The organism is Streptomyces mangrovi, assembly GCF_900114215.1.
GTDB lineage: Bacteria > Actinomycetota > Actinomycetes > Streptomycetales > Streptomycetaceae > Streptomyces > Streptomyces barkulensis.
Genome location: NZ_FOSG01000008.1, coordinates 73,529 through 94,905, shown reverse-complemented (window position 1 = coordinate 94,905; position 21,377 = coordinate 73,529). Strand labels below are relative to the sequence as shown.

Below are 21,377 nucleotides of genomic sequence, written 5' to 3'. Positions count from 1 at the left end.
TACAGATTGCTCAGTATTCGCATGAACTATTGCGCATCTTGTGGAACAGCGGGAGCCTGCGGCCATGACTGAGACCATGCACAACACCCCCAGCACCGCCCGGCAGGCCGACCCCTTCCCGGTGAAGGGGATGGACGCGGTCGTCTTCGCCGTGGGCAACGCCAAGCAGGCCGCGCACTACTACTCCACGGCCTTCGGCATGAAGCTCGTGGCCTACTCCGGCCCCGAGAACGGCAACCGCGAGACCGCCTCCTACGTCCTGGAGTCGGGCTCCGCCCGCTTCGTCCTCACGTCAGTCATCAAGCCGGCCACCGAGCGCGGCCGGTTCCTCGCCGAGCATGTCGCCGCGCACGGCGACGGCGTGATCGACCTGGCCATCGAGGTGCCGGACGCGCGGGCCGCGTACGCCTACGCGATCGAGCACGGCGCCACCGGCCTGGAGGAGCCCCACGAGGTCAAGGACGAGCACGGCACCGTCGTGCTGGCCGCCATCGCCACCTACGGCGAGACCCGTCACACCCTGGTGGAGCGTTCCGGCTACGACGGCCCCTACCTGCCCGGTTTCACCGCGGCGAAGCCGATCACCGAGCCCGGCCCCCGCTTCTTCCAGGCCATCGACCACTGCGTCGGCAACGTCGAGCTGGGGAAGATGGACGAGTGGGTGACCTTCTACAACAAGGTCATGGGCTTCACCAACATGAAGGAGTTCGTGGGCGACGACATCGCCACCGAGTACTCCGCGCTGATGTCCAAGGTCGTGGCCGACGGGAAGCGCAAGGTGAAGTTCCCGCTCAACGAGCCCGCGATCGCGAAGAAGAAGTCGCAGATCGACGAGTACCTGGAGTTCTACGGCGGTCCGGGCGTGCAGCACATCGCGCTCGCCACCAACGACATCGTCGCCACCGTGCGGGCCATGCGCGCCGCCGGTGTGGAGTTCCTGGACACCCCCGACTCCTACTACGACACCCTGGGCGAGTGGGTCGGCGAGACCCGGGTGCCGATCGAGGAGCTGCGCGAGCTGAAGATCCTCGCCGACCGCGACGAGGACGGCTACCTGCTGCAGATCTTCACCAAGCCGGTCCAGGACCGTCCGACGGTGTTCTTCGAGATGATCGAGCGCCACGGCTCCATGGGCTTCGGCAAGGGCAACTTCAAGGCCCTGTTCGAGGCCATCGAGCGCGAGCAGGAGCGGCGCGGCAACCTCTGAGCCGCGGCCTCCCGCTCCCCGTGCCGCGCACAGCGCGCGCACCCCGCGGCCCCGCCTCCCCGACGGCGGGGCCGCGGCCCGTTTCCGGGCGCGGCACCGCGCTCCGCCGTCAGGCCCGTCACCTGGTGCGGACCACCACGGTGCGCACGATCTTGTCGTGCAGCCCCTGGTGGAAGGGCTTGTCCCAGGTGCACCACAGGTAGGCGAGCGGCACGCACATCGCGTTGTTGATGAGCCCCGCCATCAGATGGCGCCCCAGCGCGGCCCCGAAACCCACCTGCTCGCCGGTCTCGACGCGCGCCACCTTCAGCCCGCACAGCCGCTTCCCCACGGTGCCGCCGGTGGCGGTGAGGGCGGGGTCGTAGAGGAGGAAGGCGAAGAGGAGCGAGAAGATGATGCCGGTGATGGCCAGCCCCTCCGTCACGCCCTCGGGGTCGGTCTCCAGGTGCACGGCGCACGGCACGGTGATCCCGGCCACGATCGCCGCCATGACCAGTGCGTCCACCAGCTTCGCCAGGAAGCGTCTGCCCAGCGGGGCCACCAGTTCCGGCGGCGGGCCCGGCAGCGGCGGCGGCGCGTAGGCGTACGGCGGGGGCGCGTAGGCGTACGGCCCGGAGGGGCCGGGCTGTCCGGGGAGGTCGGGCGGGGGCGTGTGGGGCGGTATGTGGGGAGGCGGAGGCGTCGGGTGGCTCATGGCCTGTATCCAAGCAGCGCCCTCCCCCACCGCCAAACCGCCCCCCACCGCGCCCGCCGGCTTCCGGAGGACTCAGCAGCCCGGTACGTGGCCGCCGTCCCGCAGCGCCCTCAGCGCGTTCAGCGCGCCCTCCAGGGTGGTGACGGGCACCAGGCGCAGGCCCTCGGGGAGTTCGGTCCGCGCGTCGTCGCACTCCGCCTCGGGGACCAGGAAGACGGTGGCGCCGTCGCGCGCCGCCGCCTGGGTCTTGAGCGGGACGCCGCCGACCGGCCCGACCTCGCCGCGTGCGGTGATGGTGCCGGTTCCGGCGATCGTACGGCCGCCGGTGAGGTCGCCGTCGTCGATCTCGTCGACGACCCCGAGTGCGAACACCAGCCCGGCGCTGGGGCCGCCGACGTCCGCGAGTCGCAGCTCCACCTCGACCTCGTCGGCGGACCTGCCCAGCTGGCGCAGTGCGGCCGTCACCGCCTCCGCCTGCGACTGCTCCATCTGGGCGGTGGTGTGCTCCTCGATCTCCTCGGCGTCGTCGCCGACCGGGTAGACCGAGTCGCGCGGCATCACCGCGCGGTCGGTTTCGAACCAGGCGTCCACCACGTCGGCCAGCCGCACGGTCGTGTCCGGCGCCGTCGCCGCGATGGTGGTCGCCAGCAGCCGCCCCTCCGACTCGTCCGCTCCGGGGTCGCCGCCACCGGGGTCGCCGGCCCCGTCGACGGTGATGACCTGCCTGCCCCGGTACTCGCCCAGGACGTCCGCGGTGATCCCGGGCTGGGCGACCGAGAACGGCAGCGGGAGAAACGCGGCGACCGCGAACAGCGCCGCGACGAGCGTCCCGCAGATCGCGAGGGCCTGGGTACGGGAGGACGGAGCCGGCATGGGGGTGAATCTAGTTCACCGCCGCCCCGCGCGCGTCGGCCGGGCTCCGCCGGCCGCTAACGGAGGAAGTCGGCGACCTCCTGCGCCGCCTGCACCACACGGGGCCCCACCTTCTGCGGCACCGACTCCGACAGCATCACCACGCCGACGCTGCCCTCGATGCCGCTGACCCCCAGCAGCGGTGCGGCGGCGCCGCAGGCTCCGGCCTCCAGCTCGCCGCGGGTGAGGACGTAGCCGTCCTCCAGGTCCCGGTCCGGGCGGCGCCCGGCGAGGATCGCGCGCCCCGCCGCGCCCTTGTCGAGCGGGTGGCGGAAACCGGTGCGGTAGGCGACGTGGTAGTCGGTCCAGGTCGGCTCGACGACCGCGACGGCCAGGGCCTCGTTGCCGTCGACCAGCGTCAGGTGCGCGGTGGCGCCCACGTCCTCGGCCAGCGCCCGCAGCGCGGGCAGGGCCGCCTCACGCACCAGCGGATGGACCTGCCGCCCCAGCCGCAGCACCCCGAGCCCGACACGGGCCCGGCCGCCCAGGTCCCGGCGCACCAGGGAGTGCTGCTCCAGTGTGGCGAGCAGTCGGTAGACGACCGTCCGGTTGACCCCGAGCTTGCTGGAGAGCTCGGTGACGGTCAGGCCGTGGTCGGTGTCGGCGAGCAGTTTGAGGACGCGCAGTCCCCGGTCGAGCGTCTGAGATGTCTCCGCGGTCACGACGCCCCCTCCTCGGTTGTGTGCCGACGACTCCGTTCCGGGAGATGCGCCGCCGGTCCCGTCGGCGGCGCGCGTGCTGTTCCCGGCGAGCCGCCGGTCGCTTGGCGGGCCGCACCGGCTGCGCTCCGAGGCGGCGCTGCCACGGGGCGTGTGCGTGACGGGAAACCTAGCGATCCCGTCCGCCGTCCGGAAGACTCTGTCCAGAATCCGGGCGCGGCTGGCACGGTTTATCCGCATTGCGTACAGCAGCAGGTCACAGCGGCCCGGCCCCGGCGTGGGTACGCTCCCACATCTATGCGCATAGCGCACAGATGCACACAACCGCGCTCATGGCGTCTACCGGGCGGTACGGGGCGTGCGGAATGCGTGGAGGGCGCGGACCGCGGTCCGCGCCCTCCACGCCCCTGCCCTTCGTCCCCCGTCCCCGGGCCCGCCCGCGTCACCGCATCCGGGTGGCCCACTCGCGCACCTTGGCGATCCGCTGCTGGAGCTGTCCGGCCGTCGCCTCGGCGGTGGGCGGCCCGCCGCAGACCCGGCGCAGCTCGGTGTGGACCACGCCGTGCGGCTTGCCGCTCTGGTGGGAGTACGCGCCGACCAGCGAGTTGAGCTGCCGGCGCATCTCCAGCATCTCCTTGTGCGTGACCACCGGGCGCTTCTCGGCGGGCGTCTCCAGCAGGTCGGCCTCGGCGTCCGGCTTGCGGCGGCTGTGCGCGATCTGCCGCGCCTGCCGCTTCTGGAGCAGCATCTGCACCTGGTCCGGCTCCAGCAGCCCGGGGATGCCCAGGTAGTCCTGCTCCTCCTCGCTGCCGGGGTGGGCCTGCATCCCGAACTCGGCGCCGTCGTACATCACCCGGTCGAAGACCGCGTCCGACTCCAGCGCCTCGAAGGGCAGCTGGTCCTGCTCGCCGGTGTCCTCGTCCTGCTGCCGCTCGGCCTCCTTGAGGAGGTCGGCCTCCTCCGCGTACGGGTCAGCGTCCTCCCCGCTCTTCCTGGGCTTGTCCAGGACGTGGTCGCGCTCGACCTCCATCTCGTGCGCGAAGCCCAGCAGCATGGGGATGGTCGGCAGGAAGACCGAGGCGGTCTCGCCGCGCCGCCGGGAACGCACGAAGCGGCCGACGGCCTGGGCGAAGAACAGCGGCGTGGAGATGGTCGTGGCGTACACCCCGACCGCCAGGCGGGGGACGTCCACGCCCTCGGAGACCATGCGCACCGCGACCATCCATCGGTCCTCGGATCCGCTGAACTCCTCGATCCGCTTGGACGCGCCCGTGTCGTCGGAGAGCACGACGGTCGCGGCGCTGCCGGTGATCTCGCGGATCAGCTTGGCGTAGGCGCGCGCCGAGTCCTGGTCGGCGGCGATCACCAGCCCGCCCGCGTCCGGGATCGCCTTGCGGACCTCCGACAGCCGGGTGTCGGCCGCGCGCAGCACGCTGGGCATCCAGTCGCCGCGCGGGTCGAGCGCGGTGCGCCAGGCCTGGGAGACGGCGTCCTTGGTCATCGGCTCGCCGAGCCTGGCCTCCAGCTCGTCGCCCGCCTTGCTGCGCCAGCGCATGTTGCCGCTGTAGGACAGGAAGATCACCGGGCGCACGACGCCGTCGGCGAGCGCCTTGCCGTAGCCGTAGGTGTAGTCGGCCACCGAGCGGCGGATCCCCTCGCCGTCCTCGGCATAGGTGACGAACGGGATGGGATTGGTGTCCGAGCGGAAGGGCGTACCGGTCAGGGCGAGGCGGCGGGTGGCGGGCTCGAACGCCTCGAAGCACGCCTCGCCCCAGGAGCGGGTGTCGCCGGCGTGGTGGATCTCGTCCAGGATGACCAGCGTCTTGCGCTGCTCGCAGCGGTTGCGGTGCAGCATCGGGCGCACCCCGACGCCGGCGTACGTCACCGCGACCCCGTGGTACTCCCGGCCCAGCGGGCCCGCGCTGTACTCGGGATCCAGTTTGATGCCCACTCTCGCCGCCGCCTCGGCCCACTGCTTCTTCAGGTGCTCGGTCGGCGCGACGACCGTCACCTGCTGCACGACGTGGTGGTGCAGCAGCCAGGAGGCCAGGGTGAGGGCGAAGGTGGTCTTTCCCGCGCCCGGGGTCGCGACGGCGAGGAAGTCGCGCGGCTGCTTCTCGAGGTACGAGTCCATCGCGGCCTGCTGCCAGGCGCGCAGCTTGCCCGCCGTGCCCCAGGGGGCGCGGCCGGGGAACGCGGGCGAGAGGTGGTGGGACGTGGTCGTGGTAGTCACGGTCTCCGCTGAACTGGGTCGGCGATCGGCAACCGCGTCAGACTACCGGGGCGCCCGGTCCGCCATCCGGGTGACATCCCGGGGAGCGGACCGGGGTGCGGTCCACATCACAGATCGGCGGTGTCCCGCAGCAGGCGCAGCCGCTCGCCGATCAGCCGGGCGTCGTCCAGTTCCCCGGTCGCCACCGCGATCACCAGTTCCTCGGCGGCGTCGATGTCGGGACGCAGCCGCTCGCCGTTCAGCGACAGGAACGTCACGCACGACAGCCACGCCGTCCGCTTGTTGCCGTCGACGAACGGATGGTTGATCGCCAGCGCCTGGAGCAGGGCCCCGGCCTTGCCGAACACGTCCGGGTACACCTCCTCGCCGAACGCCGAGGCCGCGGGACGGTGCGCCGCCGATTCCAGCAGGCCAGCGTCGCGCACGGCCACCCGCATGTCGTCGCAGGCGTATTCGGTGACGGTCAGGACCTCTTCGGGGGTGAGGTGGAAGAAACTCACTTCAGCCGCTCCAGAAGCTCACGCCACCTGGCGGCCTCGCGGCCGGCCGTCTCGCGCACCGCCTTCTCGCGGGAGGCGCGCTCGCCCGGCTCGGCGGAAGTCCGAAGGCGTCCTGCGGCGCCGCGGTTCGTCTTCATGGCTCAACGCTATGGGTCGAACGGTGCCGCGCGCACATGGTTTCACCTCCCCGCCCGCAGCCGCCCCGCCACCAGGGCGCCCGCCAGGGCGACCGCCGCCGCCGGGAGGTAGACCGCCACGAACGCCGCCGGATGGGAGGCCGAGGCGGCGCCCGCCGCCTGTCCCGCGCCGTGCCCCACCGACACCGCGCCGCCGCCCAGCCCCGCGAAGAGCGCGCCGCAGGCGGCGAGCAGCACGATGTTGGACAGCCCGTCGCTCAGCTGGAGGGCGGCGGAGTTGGCGCCCGCCTCCTCCGGCTTCGACAGCTTCAGCAGCAGCACGCTCGTGGACGAGATCACCACGCCCATCCCGAAGCAGCCCACCGCCTGCGCGATCGCCGCCGTCCACACCGGCACGGACTCCAGCAGCACCAGCGGCGTGGCCGCGATCCCCGCCGTCACCAGCACCATGCAGTACCGCACCAGCCGCTCCCGGTGCGCCTCGGCGAAGGGCCGGGACTGGAGGAACGAGCCCAGTGCCCAGGTCGCGCCGCCCGCCGCGAGGGAGAGGCCGGCCATCGTCACCGACAGCCCGCGCTGGCTCACCAGCATCAGCGGAACGAAGCTCTCCGCCACGATGAACGATCCCGCCGCGATGCCGCGCATCAGCACCACCGTCGGCAGCCCGCGCGCGGCGCGGAACGTGCCGCGCGGCAGCAGTCCGAGCGCGGCCGGGACCATCAGGGCCGCCCCGGCCACGGCCGGGGCCAGGGAGACCCAGCGCAGGTCCTGGCCGGCGTACTGGAGCAGTCCGGCCCCCAGCGACACCGCCACCGCCAGCCGCAGCAGCCGGCGGTCCGGCGGCCTCGCACCGCCGGGCGGCGGCCCCGCGGCGGCCCGCCGCAGGGGCGGCAGCATGACCGCGATGGGCAGGACGACCAGGGCGGGGATGCCCAGGAACACCCAGCGCCAGCCGAGCTGCTCGGTGACCGTGCCGGCGATCAGCGGCCCGACGACGGCCGGGATCACCCAGGAGGCCGCGAAGGCGGCCATCACCGTGGGCCGCAGCCGCTCGGGGTAGGCACGGCCGACGGTGACGTACAGCGCGACGATCACCAGGCCGCCGCCGATGCCCTGCACCGCGCGGCCGAGGACGAAGACCCACATCTGCACCGCCGTGCCCGACAGCAGCAGCCCGACGGCGAAGGACCCGATCCCGGCGGCCAGCGACGCCGACGGCCCGCTGCGGTCGCACCACTGGCCGGCGGCGACCATGCCCAGCAGGCTGGTGGTGAAGTACGCGGAGAAGGCGAAGGCGTACAGCGACACCCCGTCGAGCCGGTCGGCGGCGACGGGCATGGCCGTGCCGACGGCCGTCGCCTCGAAGGCGATGAGGAGGACGACGGAGACGATGCCCAGGGTCAGCGCCCGGTAGGTGCGGCCGAGCACTCCGCCGTCCGCCTCCGGTGTGGGCACCGGGGTGAGGACGGGGGTGACGGGGGCCACTGTGCCGAGGTCCCCGCCCGGGGGGCCGTCGAGCTCGTCGTCGAGTGCGGTCATGCGCTCAGAGTAAGGCCCGTCTCCGACACTGGCGCCTGTCATAGGGCGGTGACCGGCTCGTCCTTCGGCCCCAGGTCTCCGGGAGGGGGTCTTCCGCCGGCCCGAAGGAGCGCGTTCCCGGGCGGTTCGCCCCGCTCCGGGGACGCCCGCACGACCGCCCGCACGACCGGTCGCAGGGCCCGCCGCACGGCCGGTCGCAGGGCCGCGCGCACTGAAACGGAAAGCCGGGGCATACGGACCACAGGAGAGACGGCAGCGGATCTTGACGGGCGCGGCATCCGGGGTGGAGGGCCGGAGCGCGCCGATGACGGCCCGGAACGAGCGTGTTCCGGCGAGGGGAGTTGACGATGACGGTCGAGTACGACACCGAACGGGGCACCCATACGGGGATCCTGGCGGCGGCGGAGGCCGCGTCGCCGGTGGAGTCCGTCGACGTGGTGGCCCGGGAACTCAAGCGGCGCTTCGGCGCGACCTCGGTGTCGTTCCTCATCACCGACCTGGCACGGCAGTCGGTGGTGCGGATGAGCACGGCGGGCGAGGTCGGGACGGGCGAGAGCACGGAGACCGTCCCGCTGTTCGGGACCGTCTACGGCGACGTGATCCGCACCCAGCGGCTGCGACTGGCCGGCTCCGTCGACGGGGACAGCGGGCAGCGGGTGATCGCCCCGGTCACCAACCGCGGGGACTCCATCGGACTGCTGGAGGTACGCGTTCCGGCCGATCCGGACCGCAGGACGCTGCGGGAGATCAGCCGGGCCGCCCACACCCTGGCCTACATCGTCATCGCCAACCAGCGCTTCACCGACCTCTACCAGTGGGGGCAGCGGACGGCCCCGCTCAGCCTGGCCGCCGAGATCCAGCACAATCTGCTGCCCTCCTCGCTGTCGTGCGAGGCCGCGCAGTTCGCGGTGGCCGGAGCGCTGGAGCCGGCGGGCAACGTCGGCGGCGACACCTTCGACTACGCCCTGGACCGCGACACCCTGCACCTGTCCGTCACCGACGCCATGGGCCACGAGGTGAACGCCGCCATGCTCGCCACCCTGCTGGTCGGCGCCCTGCGGGGCGCGCGCCGGGCGGGCCGCGACCTGGCCGAGCAGGCGCGGCGGGCCCACCGGGCCATGGTCGACCACAGCGGCGGCGCCATGGCGACGGGGCTGCTGCTGCGGGTGTGCCTGCGCGACGGACGGGTCTCGCTCGTCAACGCGGGCCACCCCTGGCCCCTGCTGCTGCGGGACGGCAGGGTGGAGGAGGTCGGGCTGAAGATCAACCTGCCCTTCGGGGTCCCCTCGCGGCGCCCGTACGAGGTGCAGGGGATGGAGCTGCGGCCGGGCGACCGGCTGGCCATCCTCACCGACGGGATGCTGGACCGCCGATCCCGGCTCGTCGACCTGCCCGCGCTGCTCAAGGACACCCAGGAGCTCCATCCGCGCGAGGCGACCCAGATCATGACCATGGCGGTCCTGGACGCCAACAGAGGCGAGCTGAAGGACGACGCGACCGTGATGTGCCTGGACTGGTACGGGCCCGAGCCGGTGCGCCGCGACGCGCACACCGGCGCCAGCCTCACCCAGGCCTCCCCCGCCCTGTTCCCCCGCCCCCGGAGCTGAGCACCGCCGGGGCCGGAGGGATGTCAGGGGCTGGCCACCGCGGCCTGCGGGCGGATCGGCAGCCGGTTGACCGGGCGTCCGGTCGCCGCGCGCACCGCCGCCGCCACCGCCGCCGGGGAGACCACCACCGGCACCGCGCTGACCGACTTCGCGCCAAAGGGCGCGACCACGTCCCGCTCCTCGACCAGCTCCACGATCCGGATGTCCGGGGCGTCCAGCGCGGTCGGCAGCGGATAGGCGGTCAGGTCGGGGTGGCGCACCACGCCGCGCGAGACCCGCAGGTGCTCGGTGAGGGCGGCGCCGACGCCCTGGGTGACGCCCGCCTCGATCCGGGCGCGCAGCTGCTGGGGGTTGAGGACCCGGCCCACGTCCTGGGCCACGGCCATCTCCACCACCCGGACCGTGCCCAGCTCCACGTCCACGTCCACCACGGCCCGGATCGCGGCGAAGGCCAGACTGACGAAGGCGTCGCCCTGGCCGGTGTCGTCCAGCGGCTCGGTGGGGTGGGGGCGGCACTGGGCCGTGGCCCACAGCTCCTTGCCCTCCAGCGCCTCGGCGACGGTGGTGCTGAGCACCCCGTCGTAGGAGGTGATCTTTCCGTCGGCGATGGTCAGCAGCTCGGTGGACATCCCGAACTTCGCGGCCAGCGGCTGGAGGAGCTGGGTGCGGACCATCTTGGCGGCCCGCTCCACCGCGCCGCCCGAGACCCAGGTGTGGCGCCCGCGCGCGCCCGGTCCGGCCGGGGGCTGGTCGGTGTCGACGGCGACGACGTGCACCTCCTCGACGCCGAGGACCTCCTGGACGATCTGCCGGGCGAGGGTGGAGAAGCCCTGGCCGGTCTCCACCGCCGCGCACATCACCGTGGCGACGGGTCCGTCGACCTTCACCGTGGCCGTGGACACCTCGTCGGCGCCCTCCGCCCCCAGCATGTGGACCATGCCCAGCGCGAAGCCGATACCGCGCCGCACCGCGCCGGGGTCGCCGGCGCCCTCGGGGCCGCCGGGCAGCAGCCACTCCTCCGGGCCCGGGGCGCCGTCCGCGCCGTCGGCGGGCAGCGGCGGCAGCGGCGCCTGGCGCACCGCGCGCAGCAGTTCGGCCACGGGCGCGGGGCAGGTGACGGTCTGGCCGGTGGGCAGCAGGTCGCCGGTGGCCATGACGTTGCGCGTCCGCAGCTCGACCGGGTCCATGCCCAGCCTGGCGGCGAGCTTGTCCATCTGGCCCTCGTACGCGGCGCACACCTGCATCGCGCCCTCGCCGCGCACATGGCCCGACGGAGGGTTGTTGGTGCGCACGGCCCAGCCGTCGATCGCGGCGTGCGGCACCACGTACGGGCCGGCGGCGAAGGAGACCGCGGCGGCCAGCGCGTCGGCGGAGTCGTCGGCGTAGGCGCCGGCGTCCAGCAGTATCTGCGCCTCGACCTTGACCAGCCGGCCGTCGGAGTCGGCGTGGTGGCGGTAGCGCAGCAGGGTGGGGTGGCGGTGGGCGTGGCCGAGGAAGGACTCCTCGCGGCCGGCCGCGAGCTTGACCGGGCAGCCCGTCCGCATCGCCAGCAGACCGAGCGGGAGCTGCACGCTCAGGTCCTCGCGGTCGGCCATGGCCCCGGGGACGCCGGTGACGACGACCTTGACCTGCTCGGGGCGGAGCCCGAAGCAGGCGGCGGCCAGATCGCGGTCGGTGTGCGGGTCGGTGGAGGCGGTGTAGATCTCCACTCCGCCGTCGGTGCGCGGCACGGCGAGTCCGGCCTCGGCGCCGATGGGGGCCGGGTCCTGGCGGCCGATGCGGTACAGGCCCTCGACGACCACCTCCCCGGTGACGGACTCGTCGCCGTAGCGCAGGGGGATGTGCCGGATCAGGTTGCCGTCGGGGTGGATCGGCTCGGCCTCGAAGGCCTTCTCCGGATCGGTGACCGGCTCCAGGACCTCGTACTCGACCGCGATGGCGGCGGCGGCCAGCCGCGCGGTGTCGGGGTGGTCGGCGGCGACGGCGGCGATGGGTTCGCCGTGGTGGCGCACCGTGTCGCGGGCGAAGGCGGGCCGGTCGGCGACCCGGCGGCCGTGGGTGGCGTCGCCGGGCACGTCCTCGTGGGTGATGACGGCCCGCACTCCGGGCATCTCGGCGGCCGGCGCGGTGTCGACGGAGACGATGCGGGCGTGCGGGTGCGGGGAGCGCAGCACGGCGGCCCACAGCAGCCCTTCGGCCCACAGGTCGGCGGCGTAGGGGAAGGTCCCCTGGACCTTGGCGAGTGCGTCGGCGGGCTGGAGCGAGGCTCCGAGTCCGTGCCGCGCCTGCTCGGGCTCCTGCCCCGCGGCCGTACCGGTGAGGGGCACTCCCTGGGCCGGGGTGGCGGTCACCGCGTCACTGCTCACTGCGCGCCTCCGTCCTGCGGCGGGTCGTGGTGGGTGCGGGGCGAGGCCGGTCCGGCCTGGTGCGGGATGTGGACGCGGGAGCCGTCGCCCCGCTCCCCGCCGTCGCCGGTGCGGCGGCCCGCGGCCCCGGCCTCGCGGGCCTCGGCTTCCCTGGCCTCGGCTTCCCTGGCATCGGCGAGCGCGGCGGCCGCGGCCTCGCGCTCGGCGACGACCGTGCGGACGGCGTCGAGCACGCCCCGGTAGCCGGAGCAGCGGCAGAGGTTGCCGCTGAGGGCCTGGCGGGTCTCCAGCTCCGTCGGGTCGTGGTTGCCCTCGAGGAGGTCGTGCAGGGTCATCGCCATGCCGGGCACGCAGAAGCCGCACTGCACGGCGCCGCGGGCGGCGAGCGCCCGCTGCACGTCGCAGGGCCTGCCGCCCTGGGCCAGCCCCTCGACGGTGCGGATCTCGGATCCGGCGGTGGTCGCGGCGGGCACCAGGCAGGAGGCGACGAGGCGCCCGTCGACCTGGACGGAGCAGGCCCCGCACTCCCCCTGCGAGCAGCCGTCCTTGGCTCCCGCCAGGCCGAGGCGCTCGCGCAGCACATAGAGCAGGGACTCGCCGATCCAGGCGTCGGTCACGGGCCGCTCGGACCCGTTGACGCGCAGGACGTACGAGACGTGCGGGTGCTCGCTGTCGACCTCGGCGGCGCGCGGCACGGAGGGGTCGGCGGGCCGGCCGGCGGGCGGCTCCCCGGTGTCCGGGACATTCGGTGCGTCCGGGGCGTCCGGGGCGTCTTCGGCCTCCGGAGCGTCCTTCGTGCCCGGTTCCCCCGTATCCCCCGTGTCCCCCGTCTCTCCCGTATCCGCTGTATCCGCCGTCTCCCGGTCGTGTGCCTCCGGGTCGTCCGCCTCCCCCGGATCGCGGACCGGCGGCGGCTCGGGCACCCGCCCCGCCGCCGCGGCGGCCAGGTACTCGCCGGAGTCGTCGGGGCTGCCCGCCGCCTCGAACGGGATCGACCACTGGCCGGTCGCGCCGGGCGCGGGCCCCGCGCTCCAGCCGCCGCCGGAGCCGTCCGCCTCCTGCGGACGGCTCTGCTGCTGTACGCGTGCCTCGTGCGAGCCGGCCAGGGCCGCCGCGGCGCCCTGCCCCATGGCGGCGGCCGCGCCCTGCGGCGGGGTCCGCTCGCCCTCGGGCCGCGGGGACTCGCCGAAGGAGGCGGGCTCCGCGTGCTCCGCGGGCTCCGCCCGGCTCCCGGCGAACGGCATGGTCCACTGCACCGGGGCCGCCGGGTCGGTGGTGGCCTCCGGGGTCAGCGGAGCCCGGCTCCCCGGCGCCGGGTGGGCGCCGGGGTCGATGGCGGGCGGTTCCCAGCCGTGTCCGGTGCCCGGCGCGGCGAGCGGCTCGGGCATGCCTCCGGACCCGTCGGCGGGCCCGTACTGATACGGACCCGGCAGGTTCTCGGGAAGCTGTATGAAGGCGGTGGAGTCGCCGTCGTACTCGCCCCCCCAGCCACCCTCGGGCGCCGGAGGAGGTACGGGCCGGCCGTCCTGCCGGAACGGCTCCTGCTGGTCGTTGCTCATGCGAGTGCCCTCCCGAGCCCCCGTCGGGCCAGTGTCGCCACCGTACGCCGTACGTGCAGTGCCGCGGGCGGAAGTACGGGGGCCTCCCCCCCGCCCTCCGGGGCGGGGGGATCGGGGATGCAGGCCATGGCGACGTAGTCGCCGAACGCGGCCAGCACCTCGGGGGCCAGGGCCCGTCGTCCGTCCCAGTCGATGAGCGACGCCACCCACTGCTCGGCCTCCACCGGGCGCAGCGGCATCGGCGCGACGGCGCCGACCGCGCAGCGCACCCCGCGGCGGACGGGGTCGAGCACGACGGCGACCGAGGCCAGCGCGCGTCCGGGGCCGGTGCGGCCGGTGGCCTTGAGGAAGGTCTGCGGGGCGTGCAGCAGCGGCACGCGCACATAGCCGACGATCTCGCCGGGCCGCAGCATCTCCATGCCGGCCAGCAGGTGGCTGACAGGAACCTCGCGCAGCGCGCCGCCCGGCCCCGCGATCAGCACCGTGGCCTCCAGCGCGGCCAGGACGGGCAGGGAGTCGCCGGTGGGCGCGGCGGTGACGATGTTGCCGCCGAGCGTCCCGGCGTTGCGGATCTGCGGCGGTCCGGCGGCGCGGGCGGCGGCGGCCAGGGCGGGGATGAGGGCGGCGAAGTCGGGGCGTCCCATACGGGCGTGGGTGAGGCCGGCGCCGAGCAGCGCGTGGCCGTCCTGGTACTCCCAGCCGCGGATCTCGCTGATCCGGCCCAGGCCGACCAGCGCCGCGGGCCTCAGCAGCCCGGAGTTCACCCCGGACATCAGATCGGTGCCGCCCGCGACGGGCACGGCGGCAGGCGTGGCGGCGAGAGCGGCCACGGCCTCGTCGAGCGTGGCCGGCAGCATGACCGGCTGCGCCGCCCGTGGTGCGTGCGGTGCGTGCGTGCTCAATCCAGCGCCCCTTCCCCGGTCGTCCCGGCTGCCCAGCCGTACCGTACGTGCTGGGAACCCGGACGTGGCAACTCTGGCACATTCCGGGGGGCCGCCGGAGCCGGGGTCCGTGAAGGCAGCATCCGTCCCTGACCTGGCCGATGGCCCGCTTTCGGCGGTTGTCACCGACAGAAGCGCCTTGCCACTCCTGGGAGACCTTGTACTACTTTATACGGGCCGTTTCGGGGGTCGTTCGGGAGCGGTTCGGGAGTGCTTCGGGGGCGGTCCGGGGACCGGTCCTCAGGACATCGGCGGCGGCTCCTCGAACGGGCACCCCGCGATGCCGGGGCGGCGCTGCCACGGGTGCGGCCCGGACGGCGGCCGGTAGGCCACGCCCAGCGCGTCGAGGCGGGCGTAGTGGGCGGCGGCCATCCGCCGCTCGAAGTCCTCGAACCGCCTCTCGAAGCCGTCCTCCCCGTCCCGGGCGCCCGGCCCCGACCACACCACCTCGGCGAAGGCGGCCAGCCGCGGGAAGGCCTGGTAGTCGGCGCGCCGCTGGTCGTCCACGACCTCCGTCCACAGGTTGGCCTGCGCGCCGAGGACGTGCTCCGCCGCGCCGGTGCCCGCGAGTTCGGGCGGCACGGGGTCGAAGCCGTACACGTCGCGCAGGGTGCGCACGTACCCGATGGGCACCGGCTCGTCCTCGCCGTCGTCCTGCCGGTGGTCGAGGTAGACCTCCTGCTCGGGGCACATCACCGCGTCGTGTCCGGCCCGTGCGGCGGCGACCGCGCCCGCGCGGCCCCGCCAGGAGGAGACCACCGCGCCGGGGCCGAGCCCCGCGCCGTTCGTACCGGCCGTGCCGTTCGTGCCGTTCGTGCCGGCCGCGCGGGCCCCCAGGATCTCGTCCCATCCCACGAGGCGGCGCCCGCGCTCGGCCAGCCAGCGGTCGAAGTGCCGTACGAACCAGCCGTGGAGGGCCTCCACACCGTCCAGACCGAGCCGCTCGGCCCGCGCCCGCGCGGCCGGCGAGCGCCGCCACTGGTCCGCGGGGCACTCGTCGCCGCCGATGTGCACGAACTCGCCCGGGAACAGCTCCAGCACCTCCTCGAACACCCCCTCGTAGAAGCGGAGTACGTCCTCGGTGGGGGCCAGGACCTCGGGGCTGACACCCCAGTCGTCCCACACCCGGGGGGCGTCCGCGCGGGCGTCGGTGTTGCCCAGCTCCGGGTAGGCGGCGACGGCCGCCTGCGAGTGGCCGGGCAGGTCGATCTCGGGGACGACGGTGATGTGGTGCCCGGCGGCGTGGGCGACGATCTCGCGGATGTCGTCGTGGGTGTAGAAGCCGCCGTGCGGGCGCACGTCCCACAACGGGGAGGCCCGGTGCCCCAGTCTCGTTCGCCCGCGCCAGGCGCCGACCTCGGTGAGCCGGGGGAAGCGCGCGATCTCCAGGCGCCATCCCTGGTCGTCCGTCAGATGCAGGTGCAGCACGTTGAGTTTGTGCGCGGCGAGCAGGTCGATCCAGCGCAGCACGCCGTCCTTGGGCGTGAAGTGCCGGGCGGTGTCCAGCATGAGGCCGCGCCAGGCGAAGCGGGGCGCGTCGGCCACCCGGACGCAGGGCAGCGACCAGGTGCGGTCCGGCAGCGGCGCGCGGCGGTACGCGGCGGGGCCGAGGAGCTGCCGCAGCGTCTGGGCGCCCCAGAAGACACCGGGGGCCGCGCCGCCGCGGATCTCGGCGCCGTCGCCGGTCACGTCCAGCCGGTAGCCCTCGGGGCCGAGTTCGGCGGCCACCGCCTCGTCCACGCGCAGCCGTACGACGGCGCCGCGGCCGCCGCCCGCGCCGTCCCCGCCGCCTTGGCCCGCGGGCGGCAGGGGCAGGCCGGTGGCCGCGGCGAGGGCGGTGCGCAGCCAGTGGGCGGCCCGCCCGGTGCCGGGGCCGGCGTCGAGCGCCGTCCGCGCGTCGAGTGCCAGCCGTCCGCCGCCGTCCTCGACGGAGCGCGGCAGGGGGACCAGATCGGGCTCGTACATGCCCGGTTCTCCTCGTGTGTTCCGCGGGCCGCGCAAGCCGTCGGCGCGTGCCCTCGTCCTCGGCGTCCCGCTCCGGGGCGACCCTGAAGAAACAGCGTTGCACCCTGCGCAACGCCTGTTTCGTTATGCACAACCGCACAGGAGAGTAGGGCAAGCCGCGACGGCCGACAAGGCGTCCCGGCCGCTCCCGGACGCCTGCCCGGACGCACGACGGCCCCCGGAACGCACCGGGGTGCGTTCCGGGGGCCGCTGAAGGAGTGACGGACCCTGTGCGGGGCGGATCAGGGCCGGACGGGGGAGGAGAAGGGACCGCCGGGGGACGGCGTCACTTCTTGCCGTCGCCGTCCTTGCCCTTGTCGCCGCCGGCTCCCATGGACTCGTAGATCTCCTTGCACATGGGGCAGACCGGGTACTTCTTGGGGTCGCGCCCCGGGACCCAGACCTTGCCGCAGAGCGCGACGACGGGGGTCCCGTCGAGCGCGCTGGCCATGATCTTGTCCTTCTGGACGTAGTGGGCGAAGCGCTCGTGGTCGCCATCGCCGTGGGACACCTGCGGGGTGGGCTCGACGAGGGTGCCGGTGCCCGTCCCGCGCTCGGGCTCAGGAGTGCTCATGGGCCCCAAGGGTACTGCGACCACTCCCCGGGGCACCCGGACCCGCCCCGTCCGCGGGGCGGCGCCGTGCACGCCCTGCGGGCGTACGACGCCGCTCTCACGGACACGCCCTAGTTCAGCGAGGGATCGTCGGGATACGTGGCCACCATCGCCAGCTCGCTGCGCTGGCGGCGCAGCACGGACCGCCACAGCCGCTCCGGTTCGGGCGCGAAGACGTCGCCGGGTTCGGACTCCACCACGTACCAGGCGCCCTCCTCCAGTTCGTTCTCCAACTGGCCCGGCCCCCAACCGGCGTAGCCGGCGAAGATCCGCAGCGAGCCCAGTTCCGCGGCCAGCAGTTCGGGCGGCGCCTCCAGGTCCACCAGTCCGATGGCCCCGTGCACCCGCCGCCACCCCAGCGGGCCCTCGCTCCCCGGGATGACGGCCACCCCGAGCGCCGCGTCCAGCGAGACGGGCCCGCCCTGGAAGACCACGCCCGGCTCCCCCGCCAGCGCGGCCCAGGGCTCCAACACGTCGCCGACGTCCACGGGCGTCGGCCGGTTGAGGACGATGCCGAGCGAGCCCTCCTCGTCGTGGTCGAGGAGCAGCACCACCGCATGGTCGAAGTTCGGGTCGGTCAGCGCCGGCGTCGCGACGAGCAGCCGCCCGGTGAGCGAGGTCACCTCGGTCATGCCCCAATGATCCCGCACTCCGGGCCGGGACGGGGCCCCGAATCCCGGACAACACCGCGCAGCGGCCCGGAGGCGGTGCGTGAGCGGGCGCGGCCGGCGCCGGTACGGGCCCTGCCCCGCCGCCCCCCGGCCGCCCCCGGCCCCCTTCCGCGCCCCGGACGGACGGATACGGCCCGGGTGCACGGCCATTACCATTCCCTGTGCCCCTGCTCTTCTTCATCCTGGAACGCGAGGCCCATGACCGGCACCGACGACGTACTCCTTGTCCACGGCGGCACACCGCTGGAGGGCGAGATCAGAGTCCGGGGCGCGAAGAACCTCGTGCCCAAGGCCATGGTCGCCGCACTGCTCGGCAGCGAACCGAGCCGGCTGCGCAACGTCCCCGAGATCCGCGACGTGCGGGTCGTCCGGGGCCTGCTCGAACTGCACGGCGTCACCGTGAGCAAGGGCGAGGAATCCGGTGAGCTGGTGCTCGACCCCTCCCACGTGGAGAGCGCCAACGTCGCCGACATCGACGCCCACGCGGGCTCCTCCCGCATCCCGATCCTCTTCTGCGGCCCGCTGCTGCACCGGCTGGGCCACGCCTTCATACCCGGCCTGGGCGGCTGCGACATCGGCGGACGCCCGGTGAACTTCCACTTCGACGTGCTGCGCGAGTTCGGCGCGACGATCGAGAAGCGCGCCGACGGCCAGTACCTGGAGGCCCCGCAGCGGCTGCGCGGCTGCAGGATCAAGCTGCCCTACCCGTCGGTCGGCTCCACCGAGCAGGTCCTGCTGACGGCCGTGCTGGCCGAGGGCGTGACCGAACTCTCCAACGCCGCCGTGGAGCCGGAGATCGAGGACCTCATCTGCGTACTGCAGAAGATGGGCGCGATCATCTCCATGGACACCGACCGGACGATCCGCATCACCGGTGTGGACAAGCTCGGCGGCTACAACCACCGCGCTCTGCCCGACCGCCTGGAGGCCGCCTCCTGGGCGAGCGCGGCGCTGGCGACCGAGGGCAGCGTGTACGTGCGCGGCGCCAGCCAGCGCGAGATGATGACCTTCCTCAACACCTACCGCAAGGTGGGCGGCGAGTTCGAGGTCGGCGACGACGGCATCCGCTTCTGGCACCCGGGCGGCGCGCTCAAGGCCATCGCCCTGGAGACGGACGTGCACCCCGGCTTCCAGACCGACTGGCAGCAGCCGCTGGTGGTGGCCCTGACCCAGGCGTCGGGCCTGTCGATCGTCCACGAGACGGTGTACGAGTCGCGGCTGGGCTTCACCTCCGCCCTCAACCAGATGGGCGCGCACATCCAGCTCTACCGCGAGTGCCTGGGCGGCATGCCGTGCCGCTTCGGCCAGCGCAACTTCCTCCACTCGGCGGTCGTGTCCGGCCCCACGAAGCTCCAGGGGGCCGATCTGGTCATCCCGGACCTCCGCGGCGGCTTCTCGTACCTGATCGCCGCCCTGGCGGCCCAGGGGACCTCCAGGGTCCACGGGATAGACCTGATCAACCGGGGCTACGAGAACTTCATGGAGAAGCTGCCGGCGCTGGGCGCGCGCGTCGAACTGCCCGCCTGACCCCCACCGGCCCCCGGCCGGGGGTCCGCACGGAACGCGAAGGGCGGTCACCCCGAAAAGGGGTGACCGCCCTCGTGCATGCGCCTGTACGGTGCCGCGCCAGGGCTCACTTGCCCTTGGCGGCCTCCTTCAGCTTGGAGCCCGCGGAGACCTTCACGCTGTAGCCGGCGGGGATCTCGATCGGGTCGCCGGTCTGCGGGTTGCGCGCGGTGCGAGCGGCACGGTGGGTGCGCTCGAAGGTCAGGAAGCCGGGGATGGTGACCTTCTCGTCGCCCTTGGCGACGACCTCGCCGACGGTCTCGGCGAACGCGGCCAGCACAGCGTCGGCGTCCTTGCGGGTCACCTGGGCGCGCTCGGACAGCGCTGCCACCAGCTCACTGCGGTTCATAATTCGTACTCCCGTGTTTTTCTTGCCTGTGAGGCATGAGATCGAAGCCGATGCTGCCAGGGCCCTCGGACAGTCCCCGGACCCGGGTCTGCTGCCAGACCTTCTGCGTCCGCGGGGGCGCCCCCAGGACGCAGCCCTCGGGGGAGCATCCTGCCCCCACCTGCGGTGGTAATGCCAATCCGGCACCCCGCGGCATCGCCCGGGCGACGCCTGTGACACGCCACGATTACACTCCGTGGCCACCCTTGGTGCGGCTTTCGCCACCCTAAGGGGCCATCCGGGTGGGATGCCCCCGACGCGCCGATCTCATGCGGTCAGGGCATCGTGGTGGTCGTCACAGATTCCCCGGCCTCGATGACGGCCTCCCGCACCGCTCCGGCGACCGCGCCCGCGACCCTGTCGTTGAAGACGCTCGGGATGACGTAGTTCGCGTTCAGCTCGTCCTCGTGCACCACGTCGGCCAGCGCCCGTGCCGCGGCCAGCATCATCTCCTCGTTGACCGTGCGCGACTGGGCGTCGAGCAGACCCCGGAAGACGCCGGGGAAGACCAGCACGTTGTTGATCTGATTGGGGAAGTCCGAGCGGCCGGTGGCCACCACCGCGGCGGTCCGGCGGGCGACGGCCGGGTCCACCTCCGGGTCGGGGTTGGCGAGCGCGAAGACGATGGCGCCCTCGGCCATCGCCGCCACGTCCTCGGCGCCGAGGACGTCAGGGGCGGAGACGCCGATGAAGACGTCGGCGCCGACGACGGCCTGCTTGAGCGTGCCGGTGACGCCCTCGGGGTTGGTGTTGTCGGCGATCCAGCACAGCGGCGAGTCGGGGGCGGCGTCCACCAGGTCCGCGCGCCCGGAGTGCACCACGCCGTGGATGTCGGCGACCACCGCGTGCTTCACTCCGGCGGCCAGCAGCAGTTTGAGGATGGCCGTGCCGGCGGCTCCGGCGCCGGACATCACCACCCGCACGTCCTCGATGTGCTTGCCGACGACGCGCAGCGCGTTGGTCAGCGCGGCCAGCACCACGATGGCGGTGCCGTGCTGGTCGTCGTGGAAAACGGGGATGTCCAGCGCCTCGCGCAGCCGCGCCTCGATCTCGAAGCAGCGGGGGGCGGAGATGTCCTCCAGGTTGATGCCCGCGAAGCCGGGGGCGACGGCCTTGACGATCTCGACGATGGCGTCGGTGTCCTGGGTGTCCAGGCACAGCGGCCAGGCGTCGATGCCCGCGAAGCGCTTGAAGAGGGCCGCCTTGCCCTCCATGACCGGCAGCGCGGCCTTCGGGCCGATGTTGCCCAGGCCCAGCACGGCCGAGCCGTCGGTGACGACGGCGACGGAGTTGCGCTTGATGGTCAGCCTGCGGGCGTCCTCGGGGTTGGCCGCGATCTGGGTGCAGACCCGGGCCACACCCGGGGTGTAGATCATGGAGAGGTCGTCGCGGTTGCGAATGGGGTGCTTGGACGCCATCTCGATCTTGCCGCCCAGGTGCATCAGGAAGGTCCGGTCGGAGACCTTGCCGATGGCGATGCCCTCGACCTCGCGCAGCTTGGCGACGATCTCGTCGGCGTGCGCGGTGGAGGAGGCGGCGATCGTGACGTCGATGCGCAGCCGCTCGTGGCCGGAGGCGGTGACGTCGAGACCGATGACCGAGCCGCCGGAGGACTCCACGGCCGTGGTGAGCTGGCTGACCGCCGCTCCCCCGGCGGGCACCTCCAGGCGGATGGTCATCGAGTACGAGACACTGGGCGCCGTTGCCATGGCCGGGTTCCTCTGCTTTCCGTGATGCTGTGCCGCGCATCCGGCCTCCTCGCCGGATCGCGTCACCCGATC

Annotated in this window: 18 protein-coding genes; 3 read left to right on the top strand and 15 right to left on the bottom strand. The window is 73.8% G+C overall.

What is annotated here, in order from left to right; all coding sequences use genetic code 11:
• The first annotated feature begins 64 nt into the window (after positions 1-64).
• Complete coding sequence (gene hppD / locus BM237_RS13340; RefSeq protein WP_093849828.1) at positions 65-1,207, top strand: 4-hydroxyphenylpyruvate dioxygenase; 1,143 nt, start codon at positions 65-67, stop codon at positions 1,205-1,207.
• A 118-nt stretch (positions 1,208-1,325) separates the two neighbouring features.
• Here the strand turns inward: hppD and BM237_RS13335 are convergent, their stop codons facing one another.
• The 7 genes from BM237_RS13335 to BM237_RS13310 form a co-directional block, all read right to left on the bottom strand.
• Complete coding sequence (locus BM237_RS13335; RefSeq protein WP_093849827.1) at positions 1,326-1,901, bottom strand: RDD family protein; 576 nt, start codon at positions 1,899-1,901, stop codon at positions 1,326-1,328.
• Between the two features lie 72 nt (positions 1,902-1,973).
• Positions 1,974-2,774 (bottom strand): S16 family serine protease, encoded by an 801-nt coding sequence (locus BM237_RS13330; RefSeq protein WP_093849826.1) that lies wholly within the window; start codon positions 2,772-2,774, stop codon positions 1,974-1,976.
• Between the two features lie 56 nt (positions 2,775-2,830).
• Positions 2,831-3,475, bottom strand: a complete 645-nt coding sequence (locus BM237_RS13325; RefSeq protein WP_093849825.1) for an IclR family transcriptional regulator — start codon at positions 3,473-3,475, stop codon at positions 2,831-2,833.
• Positions 3,476-3,914: 439 nt separating this feature from the next.
• Positions 3,915-5,705, bottom strand: a complete 1,791-nt coding sequence (locus BM237_RS13320; protein ID WP_093849824.1) for a DEAD/DEAH box helicase — start codon at positions 5,703-5,705, stop codon at positions 3,915-3,917.
• Positions 5,706-5,812: 107 nt separating this feature from the next.
• Positions 5,813-6,205 (bottom strand): type II toxin-antitoxin system death-on-curing family toxin, encoded by a 393-nt coding sequence (locus tag BM237_RS13315; RefSeq protein ID WP_093849823.1) that lies wholly within the window; start codon positions 6,203-6,205, stop codon positions 5,813-5,815.
• Positions 6,202-6,342: a hypothetical protein gene (locus BM237_RS29295; protein ID WP_158238965.1), complete on the bottom strand. Its 141-nt coding sequence runs from the start codon at positions 6,340-6,342 to the stop codon at positions 6,202-6,204. Before BM237_RS29295 ends, BM237_RS13315 begins: the two co-directional genes overlap by 4 nt.
• Positions 6,343-6,384: 42 nt before the next feature.
• Positions 6,385-7,881: an MFS transporter gene (locus tag BM237_RS13310; protein ID WP_093849822.1), complete on the bottom strand. Its 1,497-nt coding sequence runs from the start codon at positions 7,879-7,881 to the stop codon at positions 6,385-6,387.
• Between the two features lie 347 nt (positions 7,882-8,228).
• Between BM237_RS13310 and BM237_RS13305 the strand changes: the two genes are divergently transcribed.
• Positions 8,229-9,488: a PP2C family protein-serine/threonine phosphatase gene (locus BM237_RS13305; RefSeq protein WP_093849821.1), complete on the top strand. Its 1,260-nt coding sequence runs from the start codon at positions 8,229-8,231 to the stop codon at positions 9,486-9,488.
• Between the two features lie 23 nt (positions 9,489-9,511).
• Here BM237_RS13305 and BM237_RS13300 read toward each other — a convergent pair whose 3' ends face one another.
• The 6 genes from BM237_RS13300 to BM237_RS13275 form a co-directional block, all read right to left on the bottom strand.
• Positions 9,512-11,854: a xanthine dehydrogenase family protein molybdopterin-binding subunit gene (locus tag BM237_RS13300; protein WP_093849820.1), complete on the bottom strand. Its 2,343-nt coding sequence runs from the start codon at positions 11,852-11,854 to the stop codon at positions 9,512-9,514.
• Positions 11,851-13,413 (bottom strand): 2Fe-2S iron-sulfur cluster-binding protein, encoded by a 1,563-nt coding sequence (locus BM237_RS13295; RefSeq protein WP_093849819.1) that lies wholly within the window; start codon positions 13,411-13,413, stop codon positions 11,851-11,853. Before BM237_RS13295 ends, BM237_RS13300 begins: the two co-directional genes overlap by 4 nt.
• Entirely contained in the window at positions 13,410-14,270 is an 861-nt protein-coding gene (locus tag BM237_RS13290; protein WP_093849818.1) for an FAD binding domain-containing protein, read from the bottom strand. The genes BM237_RS13295 and BM237_RS13290 overlap by 4 nt, the downstream gene beginning before the upstream one ends.
• 324 nt (positions 14,271-14,594) lie before the next feature.
• Positions 14,595-16,319: a beta-N-acetylhexosaminidase gene (locus BM237_RS13285; RefSeq protein WP_093849817.1), complete on the bottom strand. Its 1,725-nt coding sequence runs from the start codon at positions 16,317-16,319 to the stop codon at positions 14,595-14,597.
• A gap of 325 nt (positions 16,320-16,644) precedes the next feature.
• Positions 16,645-16,932 (bottom strand): DUF3039 domain-containing protein, encoded by a 288-nt coding sequence (locus BM237_RS13280; RefSeq protein ID WP_093849816.1) that lies wholly within the window; start codon positions 16,930-16,932, stop codon positions 16,645-16,647.
• 110 nt (positions 16,933-17,042) lie between these two features.
• Positions 17,043-17,603 (bottom strand): YqgE/AlgH family protein, encoded by a 561-nt coding sequence (locus BM237_RS13275; RefSeq protein ID WP_093849815.1) that lies wholly within the window; start codon positions 17,601-17,603, stop codon positions 17,043-17,045.
• Positions 17,604-17,840: 237 nt separating this feature from the next.
• On the opposite strand from BM237_RS13275, the gene murA reads away from it, so the two are divergent.
• Entirely contained in the window at positions 17,841-19,169 is a 1,329-nt protein-coding gene (murA, locus tag BM237_RS13270; protein WP_093849814.1) for a UDP-N-acetylglucosamine 1-carboxyvinyltransferase, read from the top strand.
• A 106-nt stretch (positions 19,170-19,275) separates the two neighbouring features.
• Here murA and BM237_RS13265 read toward each other — a convergent pair whose 3' ends face one another.
• A complete protein-coding gene (locus BM237_RS13265; RefSeq protein ID WP_093654109.1) occupies positions 19,276-19,557 on the bottom strand; it encodes an HU family DNA-binding protein in 282 nt (93 codons plus the stop codon).
• A 314-nt stretch (positions 19,558-19,871) separates the two neighbouring features.
• Positions 19,872-21,305 carry an NAD-dependent malic enzyme gene (locus BM237_RS13255; protein WP_093849812.1) on the bottom strand — a complete coding sequence of 478 codons (1,434 nt, stop codon included), beginning with the start codon at positions 21,303-21,305 and terminating at the stop codon, positions 19,872-19,874.
• Positions 21,306-21,377: the final 72 nt, after the last annotated feature.